The 14,633-nt window shown below is 40.4% G+C and carries 10 protein-coding genes; 6 read left to right on the forward strand and 4 right to left on the reverse strand.

Annotated features, from left to right (window positions below; all coding sequences use genetic code 11):
- Nucleotides 1–5: 5 nt before the first annotated feature.
- Both RM552_RS13665 and RM552_RS13670 read right to left on the reverse strand, forming a co-directional pair.
- Nucleotides 6–1,613 carry an alkaline phosphatase gene (locus RM552_RS13665; protein WP_311369417.1) on the reverse strand — a complete coding sequence of 536 codons (1,608 nt, stop codon included), beginning with the start codon at nt 1,611–1,613 and terminating at the stop codon, nt 6–8.
- A gap of 390 nt (nt 1,614–2,003) precedes the next feature.
- A complete protein-coding gene (locus RM552_RS13670) occupies nt 2,004–3,287 on the reverse strand; it encodes a hypothetical protein (protein ID WP_311369418.1) in 1,284 nt (427 codons plus the stop codon).
- Nucleotides 3,288–3,681: 394 nt separating this feature from the next.
- On the opposite strand from RM552_RS13670, the gene RM552_RS13675 reads away from it, so the two are divergent.
- Entirely contained in the window at nt 3,682–5,376 is a 1,695-nt protein-coding gene (locus tag RM552_RS13675) for a dipeptidyl-peptidase 3 family protein (RefSeq protein ID WP_311369419.1), read from the forward strand.
- Between the two features lie 59 nt (nt 5,377–5,435).
- Here the strand turns inward: RM552_RS13675 and queA are convergent, their stop codons facing one another.
- On the reverse strand, nt 5,436–6,479 hold the full coding sequence (queA, locus tag RM552_RS13680) for a tRNA preQ1(34) S-adenosylmethionine ribosyltransferase-isomerase QueA (protein WP_311369420.1): 1,044 nt from the start codon (nt 6,477–6,479) through the stop codon (nt 5,436–5,438).
- A gap of 418 nt (nt 6,480–6,897) precedes the next feature.
- On the opposite strand from queA, the gene RM552_RS13685 reads away from it, so the two are divergent.
- From RM552_RS13685 to RM552_RS13695, 3 genes are read left to right on the forward strand one after another with little or no spacing between them, the layout of a single operon-like run.
- Nucleotides 6,898–7,953 carry an ion channel gene (locus RM552_RS13685; RefSeq protein ID WP_311369421.1) on the forward strand — a complete coding sequence of 352 codons (1,056 nt, stop codon included), beginning with the start codon at nt 6,898–6,900 and terminating at the stop codon, nt 7,951–7,953.
- Nucleotides 7,954–8,002: 49 nt separating this feature from the next.
- Entirely contained in the window at nt 8,003–8,746 is a 744-nt protein-coding gene (locus tag RM552_RS13690; RefSeq protein WP_311369422.1) for a VC0807 family protein, read from the forward strand.
- 24 nt (nt 8,747–8,770) lie between these two features.
- Nucleotides 8,771–9,856 carry a DUF2855 family protein gene (locus RM552_RS13695; protein ID WP_311369423.1) on the forward strand — a complete coding sequence of 362 codons (1,086 nt, stop codon included), beginning with the start codon at nt 8,771–8,773 and terminating at the stop codon, nt 9,854–9,856.
- 152 nt (nt 9,857–10,008) lie between these two features.
- Here RM552_RS13695 and RM552_RS13700 read toward each other — a convergent pair whose 3' ends face one another.
- The gene (locus RM552_RS13700) at nt 10,009–11,409 is read right to left on the reverse strand and encodes an alkaline phosphatase (protein WP_311369424.1); all 1,401 of its coding nucleotides are present in this window, start codon (nt 11,407–11,409) and stop codon (nt 10,009–10,011) included.
- A 309-nt stretch (nt 11,410–11,718) separates the two neighbouring features.
- Between RM552_RS13700 and RM552_RS13705 the strand changes: the two genes are divergently transcribed.
- Entirely contained in the window at nt 11,719–13,320 is a 1,602-nt protein-coding gene (locus RM552_RS13705) for an isocitrate lyase (protein ID WP_311369425.1), read from the forward strand.
- A gap of 199 nt (nt 13,321–13,519) precedes the next feature.
- Nucleotides 13,520–14,470, forward strand: a complete 951-nt coding sequence (locus tag RM552_RS13710; protein WP_311369426.1) for a LysR family transcriptional regulator — start codon at nt 13,520–13,522, stop codon at nt 14,468–14,470.
- The last annotated feature ends 163 nt before the right edge of the window (nt 14,471–14,633 follow it).

Raw genomic sequence — 14,633 nt, forward strand, 5'->3', positions numbered from 1 at the left:
TCTCCTTAGTTTGAACCGGTTAAATTAAGTGCTTGGTCAATCACATGAAAGACCATATTTTGTTCAACAGTGCCTTGCACTAACTGAGCGCCAGGGCCTGAAGCATGTAGCGAAATGTCTTCGCCAGAGTGGGTTTCACTTGTTAAAGGCACCAAAGCCTCTTGGTGAAAGCCAGATGCGTTTGTATCAACAAGCGTTAAATCTATGCGGCCAGCGTTAATATCCATGCCGTAAGCCACATCAGCGTTTGTTTCGCTTCCTAGATCCATCATGCCGCGACCATTGGTATAACCCAAAGTCGTGTAAGGTAAGCCGTTTGCATCCGTTGCAGCGTCTTCAGAGTTTACGCCCACTACTTTGCCTAAGATTGGATTGCCGCGCTTAGGATACCCAGCAATCGTAAACACGTGGCCGTGGTCAGCAGTAACCAAAATCAGTGTGTCTTCATCGTTGGTCATGTCCATTGCTTTTTGTACAGCGTTTGAAAACTCAATCGTATCAGTAAGCGCGTTGTATGCGCTGCCAGCATGGTGACCGTGATCGATACGGCCCGATTCAACCATCAGGAAAAAGCCTTTGTTGTTGTTATCCAAGATATCAATTGCTTTTTCGGTGAGTTGAGTCAAAGAAGGTTCGCCAGCGATGTCGTTTTCGCGGTCTGCTTCGTACTGCATATGTGACTCGTTAAATAAACCAAATACGCGTTCGGTCGATGCTGCGTCTACCGAATCAAATCCGGCTGCATCAAATATGTAAGCACCTTGTGGGTATTTTTCTTGCCATTCTGCGGTTAAGTCACGTCCATCTGTGCGATCACCCTCTGTCGAACTGGCAGCATCTGGGCTGTTAAATGCTTCGTCGCGGGGTAAAAAGTGTCTTCTGCCACCGCCAAACGCGACTTCAATACCGTCAACGTCTACGCCTGTGAATCGAGACTCAAGGTTGCGTTCAAAGTTAATCAACTGATCGGCAATATCAGTGCAACCAGCCGTTACTGCATCTTCAGGCATATCGGATACGTCTTCCCAGTTACGATCGGGAGATTTTGCATAGGTTGCCGCAGGCGTAGCATGGGTAATGCGAGCTGTTGAGATAATACCTGTAGACATGCCTTTAATTTCTGCAAGTTCTAAAGCGGTAGTCACCTCATTACCCTGCAATGTGCTGCAATCGCCGCGTTCGATATCTTCATCAACACCAATCACACCCACATCGGTTTTGAGGCCTGCAACCATTGCTGTCATGGTACCTGCAGAGTCTGGTGTTTGCGCGTCAACGTTGTAGGTTTTAACTAAAGCTGAATGAGGAAATACTTCAAAACTTAAATTATTCTCTTCACCGAGCATATTGTTTTGCTGACCTTGCAGAATACGAGCTGCGGTAAGCGTTGAAATACCCATGCCATCGCCGACAAACAAAATGACATTTTTTGCTTTGAAGTTATTGTTAGTGTTGAGCTTTTGCATGAGCTGACTTTGCGCATCGCTATACCATGGGTTACTGGTTTGATGCTCTGGTAGGTCGTTTGCTATAGCGGGTATGCATGCACTAGAAAGTGCCAATGCAACCAGGGCGCCAAGCTTTGAAAATTTAGCCTTGATAAATAATGTCATAGTAGTTCCATATTTTTAAAATTGGGGTTTGACAACGTTTGAATGTAAGTTGAATGCCGATGACTAGTAATACATTAACCATAGCGCTCTCGGCCCGCGATCCTTTGAAAGCACGAGAAATCCTAGTGTCAAAATGTGACAATTAGTTAACATTTAAATGAACAATTAATTTAATAAAATTGACAGTTTTATAAAGGAAATGTGACGGTGTGCCGCCAGGAGCAATAAAACTGGGGGATAGCGTTTCTATGCTTTGCTGACTGCAAAATCTCAAACACAACTAACAAATAACTCTACGATATTTTTCGAGCGTCCGCTCGAAAGCCTTCTCTCTATAAGGAAATTGTATTTGGGCATCCAAGCGGTCATAGCCACAGCAAACCAATAGAGTTAAAAGCCTCCGCAGTCAACGTATTGGTCAGACTCTCGAAATGCCATCACTTCGTCTTCAAGAGGTTTAAATGCGCCTCGTTCGCCCAATATCGCTGTATTTGCGATATAAGATCTGAGTAAATTCTCGTATTGGTATACGGTTTTTGACACTTCGATTTCTTTCTTCCAGTCATCGGACAAATATTCTGGCTGTAATTCTTGTGCGCGTTGCTTCAAGATTTTGACTGAATCAGTATTTCCTTCTGCTGAATACACAAGCCCTTGAAATGAAATTCCTATGTGCTTAGATAATCTATCGTGTGACAACTTCTCTAACGCTGTGCCCATATCTAAACAGCCTTGTGCATATTTATCTTTGTCTAGATTGTCTCTACACCAAGCAGTCGCTTCATTATACATTGGTAATTTTGCGAAGTTGTAATAAAGCAGTGCTCTAAAAACATGACTATTATAATTCTCAATACCCGCATTTTCCATTGTTTGTGTATAAGCATTTATGAATAGATGAGAGTATGAGCTTGAGTATTTGCTTTGTTTCAGTTGCTCGATAGCATTAAATACTAACTCGTCTTGTCCAGTCTTCAGATAATAACCGAGGGCTCGCAACCAAATTTCACTATCATCTCTATGTTGTGAAGTGATCTCTTCAAAAAGCTGATTATTGCAATGTTCGCTTTCTAAATAAATAGTGCATGTATGCATTATTTCTAGAGCAATTAAAGGCTCTTCAAATAAATTTAATTCCGATAGAGCATCTATTTTTAATCGATTTTCTTTTTGAAGCTCTGACGGCAAATCATAGATCATGTTTTTAAAAAGGACGTAAGCAATTTTGTCATCTTTAACTGATGATTTACCTAATGTATCCAAATAATTCTCACGCTTTTCATCAAGTCTGCTTTCTAGTTCTGGGTCATGATAAAAACATTCGCCATAATTAAAGAATTGTGCTGAATCGTTTATATTGAAGTCATTGCTTGGAGATGGTGGGTTTTTAGTATCACTTTTAATCGCTGCATTTGCTCCTTTTTTAGAGACCTTGAAGTTGTCGCTAGTCCTAGCATTATCATTAACGCTATTCTGAAAGGCTCTGTCTGTCGCAGATTTATTGAAGAAAAATAAATATGATAATAAAGCAATAAAAGTAACGACAATAATTAGAGAAAGCGTGTTTTTCATGGTCAAGTGGATAGTTAATTTAGTAATTATTATAACGCACAATAACGCTTTATCGCCTTGGTGATAGTTTTCTGCAACTTTTGCAGCTAATTTTGCAGACAATAACGATATATCCAAGTTGAAACCTGACAATAGAAGCTGTGACAGCGCTTTTACCACAGTAACTGATTTTTGATTATCAAAATAAACAGCTTGTCAGTCTGAACCAGTTACTGCCTACTCCAGCATTTACTGAGGCCGTTAATATTAACGCAACGGCCAAAAGTAGTCTTTTCAAATATTGATTATTCATTTTTATCGCCACTCTTATAGTTTTAATTTTGTGATTACATCGCCACTGTATAGCAATGAAACATAGGCGGCTACAAGTTCACCAAACGCCGCCTTGTCTATCACTCCTTTTTAATACCATTACACAAAATACGTAGTTGACATTTGCTAGCAAGGTAAGCGCATAATAGGCCATGCTGTCGCAATTGTTCAAAAGGGTATCCATATGCGTTTACAAAATATTTCTATTAAGTCTGCGGGCGTGGCACTAAGTGCACTTGCTATTTTAAGTCTTTCTGCCTGCAGTGAAGCGCCTAAGCAAGAGCCTGAAACTGAAGCGCCAGCGCAAGAGCTTGCAACTACAGAAATTTTAATTGAGCGGGAGCGTTTAAACATTTATCACTCAGTAGATTTAAGTGCTGATTTGTCCTCTTATTCAGACAATCAAAAACGCATGCTAGCTCTACTAATTGATGCGTCTGTCATTATGGATGACTTATTCTGGCAACAAGCTTATGGCGGCAATAAAGCAGATTTTTTAAGTAGCATAACTGATGACAATGTCCGTCAGTTTGCTGATATCAATTACGGCCCTTGGGATAGATTAAATGGTGATACACCCTTTCTGCCTAACGTAAAAGATAAACCACTGGGAGCTCAGTTCTATCCTGTCGATATGACAAAACAAGAGTTTGATTTAGCGACTTTTGCAGACAAAGAAGGCCTCTACTCAATGGTACAAAGGGCTGCAGATGGGTCGCTGGTTGCAGTGCCGTACAATAAGATTTTCCGCAAGGAATTAGTAAAAGCCTCTGAATTACTGGTGCAAGCTGCCGAATTAGCCGAAAACGCTCAATTTACAAACTACCTCCTCATGCGTGCAAATGCCCTTTTAACTAACGAATATCAGGCATCGGACTTAGCATGGATGGACATGAAATCAAATACCATCGATGTGGTAATTGGCCCGATTGAAACCTATGAAGACCAACTCTACGGATATCGAACAGCATTTGAGTCTTATGTACTTTTAAAAGACATGGCGTGGAGTCAAAGACTTGCTAAATATGCTGCCTTTTTACCAGAACTACAGCGCGGATTACCTGTATCAGAAGCGTATAAAGCGCAAATGCCAGGCACCGACGCCGATCTCAATGCTTACGATGTAATCTATTATGCAGGGCATTCAAATGCTGGCAGTAAAACAATTGCAATTAATTTACCCAATGATGAACAAGTGCAACTTGAAAAAGGTACGCGTCGTTTACAATTGAAAAATGCCATGCAAGCGAAATTCGACCATATATTACTGCCTATTGCCGACCAGCTTATCGTTGAAGAACAGCGCAAGCACATTACTTTTAATGCATTCTTCAGTAATACTATGTTCCATGAAGTTGCCCATGGTTTAGGTATAAAAACAGTCTTAGATAGTAATCAAACAGTGCGTAGCGCTTTGAAAGAACATGCTTCAGCATTGGAAGAAGGCAAAGCCGATATTCTAGGTTTGTACATGGTGCAGCAATTGTTGGAAAAAGGCGAAATTACCGAAGGCGTATTAGCAGACTACTATGTGACCTTTATGGCAGGTATATTTCGTTCAGTGCGCTTTGGTGCCTCGAGTGCGCATGGCAAGGCAAATATGATTCGATTCAACTTCTTCCAAAAGCAAGGCGCATTTGCCCGTGATGAGAATGGTTTATATTCGGTTAACATGGCAAATATGGAAAAAGCCATTGATGCTCTTTCTAACAAAATTTTGACCCTTCAGGGAGACGGCGACTACCAAGGTGTGGCTACTCTAGTAGCAGACTACGGTCTGATTAAAGACAACCTCCAAAGTGATTTAGCCAAATTAACTAAAGCAAAAATACCAGTAGATATCACCTTTGTGCAAGGCAAGGACGTGCTAGACCTGTAGCACGCTAAGGGCTGCGCACAATATTCATTCCCATTTTCGTGGGATGGCTAGTATCGCTTTTACTTTGGATCTGCTGACTCAATAAACATAGCGTCACCATAGCTAAAAAATCGATATTCCTTTTCGATTGCTTCGGCATATGCCTGCATCACATGATCGCGTTTTGCAAAAGCACTAATCAGCAACATTAACGTAGACTGCGGCAAATGAAAGTTGGTGAGCATGCAATCGATAACTTTAAAATTAAAACCAGGGTAAATAAAAATGCTGGTGTCAGACAAAAATGGAACAAGCAAGTCTGTGTCGCTTGCATGGGCAGCCGACTCAATTGAGCGCACAGAGGTTGTCCCCACTGCGATTACGCGTTTGCCAGACGCTTTGGTTTGAATGATTAAATCGACAACGTCTTGGCTAACTTCTGCATATTCGGCGTGCATTTGATGATCTTCAATATTTTCGACTCTAACCGGTTGAAAGGTTCCTGCCCCTACATGCAAGGTAACAAAGGCAAAGTTAACACCTTTGTTTTTTAGTTTATCTAATATCTCATCATCAAAATGTAAGCCTGCTGTTGGTGCTGCAACGGCGCCTGGTTTTTTGTTATATACCGTTTGGTATCGCTCTTTATCGGCATCTTCATCAGGCCTATCAATATAGGGCGGTAAAGGCATATGACCATGCCTTTCTAACAAATCAAATACACTATCATCACCATCAAATATAATATGAAACAAGGCTCCTTGACGGCCTAGCATAGTAGCTGATAACCCGCCCTCTAATAGCAGTCTACTGCCCTCTTTTGGCGATTTACTTGCTTTAATATGAGCCAGAGCTGAATTGTCAGCGAGTACTCTTTCAAGCATAACTTCAATTTTACCACCGCTTTCTTTTTGCCCAAAAAGCCTTGCAGGTATTACTCGAGTATTGTTGAAAATGAGTAAGTCACCTTCGTTGATCAGTCCAACTACGTCAACAAAGTTGCTATGATGTATCGATCCCGTTTTACCATCTAAGCACAACATTCTAGAGGCACTGCGTTGTTGTGTCGGGTATTTTGCAATCAGTTGCTCGGGTAATTCAAAATCAAAATCACTAATTTTCATGCCTTTCTTCTCTTTTAACTCCAATCAAGTGGCTCTTTGTGGTGTAAATATTGTTATCGTTTTTGCTAACGCTTACCACAAAATATCTTCCTACTACGATTTTATTATCGAATATTCAATGTCTTAGCCCAATTATTAAGGCTTAAAATGGGGTGAATACGGTAATTTAAGGTATTTTTTTGCATACTTATTAGGTGCAGGCCATACCTCAAATCAGATGCGCAGTATAAGGGAATGACGTAATATCGCTACTCGTTTTGAGGATTTATTGCCTCAACGACACACTTCCGACATCTCCCTATATGTCAAACTTTTTGCCCGGCTTTAATGCCGGGTTTTTTATGTTTGACTTCGCGAGCATTTTTTCCCACACTTTAGGCATCGTAATTTTGTACACTAATATATATAAGAAGCTCACATGCAAGCTTGGATAAAAGTTAGAAAGCTCATGCTGCAGTATTTTTCATACATGCGGTGGTATATCGTTGTGGCGATGTTGCTGTTTTACTCCCTGACCAGTTACTTGTTATTGTATATTGCTGGCGAAGACGGCCTGTTGCAATTTCATGACTTTGTTTATTGGCTTATAGTAACAGGTTCGACCGTTGGTTATGGAGATATGTCGCCGACCACACCGGCAGGAAAACTTATTGTATCGATATATGTCATTCCCATGGGTTTATCTATTTTTGCCCTTGTAGTTGGCAGAATGGCAAGTTGGGTTAGCCAACAATGGCAAAAAGGAGCGAAAGGTTTGAACACATTAAATGTGAAAGAGCATGTTTTGATAATTGGTTGGAACGGCAAACGCACTGAGCAGTTAATAAGACTGCTTATGATAGAAAAAAAGCATCTCATCAACGACCCTGATATTGTGCTTTGTGTCCGCGCTGATATTAGCAATCCCATACCAGGTGACATTGAGTTTGTAAAAGTCGACTCCTTCAATCAAGACGCCGATATGGACAGAGCTTGCGTAGCGAATGCGTCGACTATTTTAATAGACAATCCTCAAGACGATTTGACTATGACAACAGCCTTGTATTGCTCACAACGTAACAAAAAGGCCCACAAAGTTGCCTATTTTGAAGACGAAAGTTTAGTTGGTCTGCTGCAAAAACACTGCCCAGAAATTGAATGTACACCAAGCGTTGCCGTAGAAATGCTGGCAAAATCTGCATTTGACCCTGGTTCTAGCTTGTTGCATCACGATTTGCTCGATGTATACGAAGGACAAGCACAATTTTCATCTACCATTCCAGAGGGTATAGAAAGCATAAGCGCCAGAAATTTATTTTTCCATTTAAAAGAAAAGTATGACGCCATTTTTATTGGGCTAGCAGGTAACAAAGACATTCATAAAATTGTGGTAAATCCGCCCCTTAATACATTTTTAAATGCGGGTGACAAAGTCTTTTATATTGCCGATAACCGAATCAACAATATCGATTGGCACGAGTTTCATAAAACTTAGGATATCTTACTCTTTGCTGTATAATAAATTTTTTCTTCGAGGTTAAGTCGTGTCCGAAACCGAGTCATCTGTAAAAGAACAAGTATCCGATCCCTCACCTAAAAAACCATCTGACAACCAGCAGTCGGGGTTTTTTGGTAATTTAGTCTTCAATATTGCAATTCCTGTGCTCATTATGACTTATGCGAGTTCAGATGAATATTTGGGTCCAGCATGGAGTATTGTTGTCGCGTTAGCGTTTCCATTAACTTATGGTTTAATTGAGTTAAAAAAAACCAAAAAGGTTAATTTATTTTCAGTCTTAGGCATTGTTAGTGTATTACTGACAGGTGGGATTAGTTTACTAAAACTACCGGCAGAATATATGGCCATCAAAGAAGCAACAATACCTGCTGCTATTGGGCTAGCAGTGTTAATCACACAATTTACTAAAAAGCCCCTAGTAAAAGCGCTTATTTTAAGTGACGCTTTGGTCAACTGGGAGAAACTCGACGCTAAACTTGAAGAAAAAAACGCGACAGCCTTATTTAATTCAAAAGTGGCGATCAGTTCGTATATTGTTGCTGGTTCGTTTTTTTTATCGGCTTGCTTAAATTACGGCTTAGCAAAATGGATTTTAGTATCTGAACCTGGCACCTCTGCCTACACCGAAGAATTGGGTCGAATGACCGCACTCAGTTACCCTGTAATTGTTATCCCCAGCATGATTTTGCTAATAACTGCGTTAGTATATTTATTTAAACAAATTTCTAAAGTCACAGGTGACCCAGTAGAAGAATACCTCAGACAATAATAACCATATTAAAAGGTGAAACACATGCAACGCTTATTAATTGACAAAGCAAACCTTAACGACATTAGCTCTGAAACTCTAAGCAAAGTACCTCTAGCAGATAATCAAGTACTATTAAAAATTGATAGCTTTGGTTTGTCAGCAAATAATATTACTTATGCCGTTTTAGGTGATGCATTTGGATACTGGGGGTTTTTCCCTGCAGAAAACAATAAAGGAGTGATGCCTGTATGGGGCTTTGCAGAAGTTGCTGAATCGACTTGCCCAGGCATTGAGGTCGGAAAAAGAGTATTTGGTTATTTGCCGTTTGCGAGTCATTTACTTGTGCAAGCGTCGAGTATAACTGCCAATGGTTTTATGGATACCCATCCGCAACGAAAGAGTATTTCTCCCGTTTATGACCAGTATGTTTTTTGCGATACAGATCCTGGATATAGACCTAAATTAGAAAGTTGGCAGATTACATTCAGGCCACTTTTCATGACATCGTTTGTATTAGCCGACTTTGTTGAATCGTTAGACGAAAACATAGATACCATCATTTTAACTAGTGCATCTAGTAAAACTGCTTTTGGCACGGCCATGCTCTTCAGAGCGAACGAAAATTTGTGCAATTCATCCGGTGAACGAATTAAAGTGATTGGCCTAACTTCTTCAAGAAATACTGAATTTGTTGAACAGTTAGACTGCTATGACCAAGTTGTCGAATATTCTAATATTGGTGAAATCGCCGCTGAAAAACCAGCAGTTGTACTTGATTTTGCAGGCAATAAGCAAACACTACTCAGCTTACAAAAACACTTTGCCACAAGCAGTTTAAAAAGTATTTTAATTGGCGCTACCGATGTCGAAGGCCGCAATGTTGAAGTTGATGAGCATGTTAATGGTGACGTTTTCTTTGCCCCCTCTCAAGTAAAACTCAGACAAAAAGAATGGGGCCCTGCCATGTTCTTTGGCAAGTATCAACAAGCATGGGAAATGTTTTTGAACCAAGTCCAGGATAAGATAGAAGAAGTCAATGTTATTGGCTTTGATGATATGCAAGTGCAATATCAAAAAGCACTAAAAGGCGAGATTAATCCTCAACAAATGCTGATACTAAAACCTTAGGTTTAAGCCCCGTGTATAAGGCCTATTTGGAAATTAAAGCAAGCGTTTCAAGGACGAAACGTCTGAGCCAGTATATGGATTCACGCCTTTGGCGCTCTTTTAATTCCCGATAGACCTCATAGGCAAATAGCTACATTCTGCTTGCCGTCACTCTAATCGTTTGCTTCTTCTAGCAGGGCAAATAGTTTATGTGCAATTTGTGTATTGTTTTGACTACCTACAAATACATTTGCACCAGGGCCGAAAGCAAACACTTGAACATCGAGGCCTGTATGGCCCGATGTGGTCCACCCTGTATTGGTTCTATCATCTACAATTTTCTTTAATACTGCAGCCCTTGGACGTTCTTTCATATCGGCGGTAATTTGATCAAGACTTGCCTTTTCTTCGTCGGTCAGCGTAAATCCAAAAGCACCTTCAACGTAAGCTACTCTGTCTTCTTCACTCAATATATCGGTCGCCATTTTTTGTGTAGATACACGCATATTATGCAAATAACTAGGCTCCCATTTGTAGTCACCATTTGCTCCGATTGATAAACCTCCAGTACTGTGGTCAGCTGTTAAAACAACCAATGTATCGGGGTTTTCTTGAACATACTGGTAAAGGTATTCCATTGTTTTCGCCAAGTCGTGCATTTCAGCCATTGCTGACGCTATATCGTTAGCATGACCGGCCCAATCAACCATGCTTGCTTCTACCAATAAGAAGAAGCCATCTTCGCTTTCTAAAAATGGGACCGCCGCTTGCGTCATCGTGCTAAGACGGAGCGGATCGGTATCATCTAGCGCCCAGGGCACACTATTATCACCAAACAATCCAAGCGCGGGTTTTGATTTATCCAAATCATTTAAGCCAGTATAGTTATCAATATACTGATACCCATCACGTTTAAAAGCTTCAACTAAATTACGATCCTCACGAATAAAATATCCCCAACCGGCGCCCAGCATAATATCAGCTAGATGTTCTCCGTTGATTCGATCATCATACATACTGTCAGCTATTTGTTGATAATTGTGTCGTGATTCATTTGCAACTAAATAAGACGCTGGAGTGGCATGAGCGATATGTGAAGTCACAGCAATACCCGTATTTTTGCCTAATTTATGCGCTCGGTGTAAAACCGTTTCTAGCGCTTGTTTATTAACATCTACACCAATAGCCGTGTTGTACGACTTTACGCCTGTCGCTAAAGCGGTGGCACTAGCAGCCGAATCGGTAATTAACCCAGATTGAGGATGCGGATAAGTTTGCGCACTACCTACTAATATATCATCAAAAATAGTGGTTTCGATGTACGCCGTATCAGGGTTGTCATTGTAATAGCGATAAGCACTAACAAACGCCGGCCCCATGCCGTCTGCAACTACCATAATAATGTTTTTAGGTTTACTGCTGGTTGCGTTTTCAAATGTGCTTGCGTCGGCTTTATCATATTTTTTAGCCTCACGGTCGGCGTCAACATCCACAATAATACAAGCGTTTAACAAGGTAACGAGCAATATTAATACGACATACTTGCTCGATTCATCAAGCTTATTACGATTCATGAAGATCCTTTTTATATTCTTTTATCTTATTGGATAGGAGCTGTAACAGATAAATCTGTGCATAAGTAAATTATACACAATCCTGTGGTTTGCACGCTTTATTTTTACAAATTTTGATACTTTTTAAGCCTTATTATTAACGACAATTCTCACCAAATATTCACCATATGAATATTAAAAATACTTAACATAAATTTAATTAATTCAACCTGCTGTTCTATTATCAAGTGGCAGTCACAATTCAATAACGCTACACACTGTTTTAAACTTTATAAAATTTTTAAAAATAAGAGCAAAGAGGAAGAACACATGTCACATTATCAACAGGAAATTCAAAACATCCGGCACATAACTCAAGCTCAAGGGAGTGCATGGGCAGCCATTAGCCCGGAATACGCCGCACGCATGAAGCTACAAAATAAGTTTCGCACCGGTTTAGATATAGCCAAATATACGGCCAAAATAATGCGCCAAGACATGGCAGATTACGATGCAGATTCATCCAAGTATACTCAGTCCCTGGGCTGCTGGCACGGCTTTATAGGACAACAAAAGATGCTCTCGGTAAAAAAACATCAGGGGACCACAAATAAAAGTTATTTGTATCTTTCAGGATGGATGGTTGCTGCAATGCGATCAGATTTTGGACCTTTACCCGACCAATCCATGCATGAAAAAACCTCTGTCCCGGCGCTTATTGAAGAACTTTATACCTTCTTACGACAAGCAGATGCACGTGAATTAGGTGACTTATTTCATAAGCTAGATAGCGCGAAGGAAAATGGTCGCGATACCAGCCATATTAGAGCTCAAATAGATAATTTCGAATCACATATAGTCCCTATTATTGCCGATATTGATGCTGGGTTTGGCAACGAAGAAGCAACGTATTTATTGGCAAAAAAAATGATTGAAGCTGGCGCTTGCTGTATTCAGATTGAAAACCAAGTATCTGATGCAAAGCAATGTGGTCATCAAGACGGTAAAGTGACCGTTCCTCATGAAGATTTTTTAGCCAAGATTAACGCTGTGCGCTATGCTTTTTTAGAGTTAGGTGTTGATGATGGCATCATTGTAGCGCGCACAGACTCTTTAGGTGCTGGCTTAACACAAAAAATACCCGTATCGCAAAATGAAGGTGATTTGGCTCAGCAATACAATCGCTTTTTAGAAACAGAAGAAGTACATGATTTGAATAGCTTAAAGGACGGCGATTCAATCATGAAAATTGACGGTAAAATTGTGAAGCCAACTCGCCTACCTAATGGTTTATATAAATTCAAGGCAAATACAGGCGAACAAAGAGTAGTTCTCGATTGCATTACTTCTCTACAAAATGGTGCAGATTTATTGTGGATAGAAACCGAAAAACCACACGTAGGACAAATTGCTAGCATGGTCGATGCGATACGCGAAGAAGTACCAAACGCCAAATTAGTCTATAACAATTCTCCGTCATTTAATTGGACACTTAATTTCCGCCAGCAAGTATTTGATGCTTGGGAGGAACAAGGTAAAGCGCTTTCTGGCTATGACCGCGACGCGCTCATGTCGAGCATTTTTGATGATACTGAATTAGCCATTGAGGCCGATGAAAAAATCAAGTCCTTCCAAGCTGATGCTGCAAAACAAGCTGGTATCTTCCATCACTTAATTACTTTGCCCACTTATCATACTGCAGCACTTTCAACCGACAATTTAGCAAAAGGCTATTATGGAGAAGACGGCATGTTAGCTTATGTAAAAGGTGTACAACGACAAGAGATTAGACAAGGCTTAGCATGTGTCAAACATCAGGCAATGGCTGGTTCAGACTTGGGTGACACCCATAAAGAATATTTTTCTGGCGAACAAGCATTGAAGGCGTCAGGCGACGACAACACCATGAATCAATTTGATGTGGTAGCATAAATTACGTTTAGTATTCCGCTGAAAAAAGGTAAAATATAAACACCCTTCGGGGTGTTTTTTTTGTAGCAATTAAAAAAATGTCTATATTTAACACATTCATAAGACTAATAGCCAAATTAATATTCCAAAAAATATTCATATAATGCTATGGTTATATCAAGACCGTGTTAGTCGCAAATAATTGAATAGGGAGTTTTCATTGAATATTGCCAAAGTAGATCTAAATTTATTAGTGTATTTAGATGTACTTTTACGTGAAGGCAGCGTCACTAAAGCTGCGAATCAGCTAAGTATTACTCAGCCAGCAATGAGTAATGGTCTCAAACGCCTGCGTGATTTATTTAAAGACCCCTTGCTTGTTCGCACGAGCGATGGAATGACCCCCACCAAACGCGCTTTGGAATTGCAACCTGTTATAAGAGACGTACTAGGGCAGCTCGAATCGAGCATACAGCCAGAAGTCGACTTTGAACCCGAATCTAGCAGTAGAACATTTAGAATAATGACCAGTGATTACGCTGAATCCACTCTACTACTGGGCCTAATAGGCAAGCTCGCTAAACTAGCACCTAACATTACACTCGACCTTATTACCCCAAGTGATGTCACATTTCACGATGTAGAACAAGGCAAAGTGGACATGGCAATTAATCGGTTTGACGAACTCCCCTTGTCTTTCCATCAAAAAGTCATTTGGTATGATTCATTTTCTTGTGTCATTGGCGCTGATTACCCAGGCGCTCACGATTTTACACTTGCTCGTTATTTGGCTGGGCAACACATTTGGGTAAGTAAAACCGGTTTCGGTGTGGGTGTGGGTATTGACCCTACAGAAGTGCAAAAGCTTGGGTGGGTCGATGCAGAGTTGACTAAGCTGGGCAAAAAACGAGATATTCGTGTCTTCACCCGCCATTATCATGCAGCTTTGCAAATGGCTAAAAATCAAAAACTCATTGCCACCTTACCAAGCAAGGCTGCAAAAATTTTTGCAGACGACCCCCTGATAAAAGTGGTACCACCGCCTTTCGATATTCCGCCTATCGCATTAAAAATGGCGTGGAGCGCCCTTCTGCAACATGACGCTGGGCATATCTGGTTGCGTCGCTTAATTAGTGAAGTAGCCGAAAATATGCAACTCAACATTCAATAGCGTTTTTGTGCTAGTTATGACTTCAGCTAATAACTTAGACCATTAATATCAATTTTTTATTCATATTAATCGCTCTGCAGGCTTGACGCATATTCGAAAGGAAGTTACATTCCATACCATACTTATTAAGAGGAATTGTCGTGACCTTGCTATCAGCAGCTTT

Source organism: Glaciecola petra, assembly GCF_031846345.1.
GTDB lineage: Bacteria > Pseudomonadota > Gammaproteobacteria > Enterobacterales > Alteromonadaceae > Glaciecola > Glaciecola petra.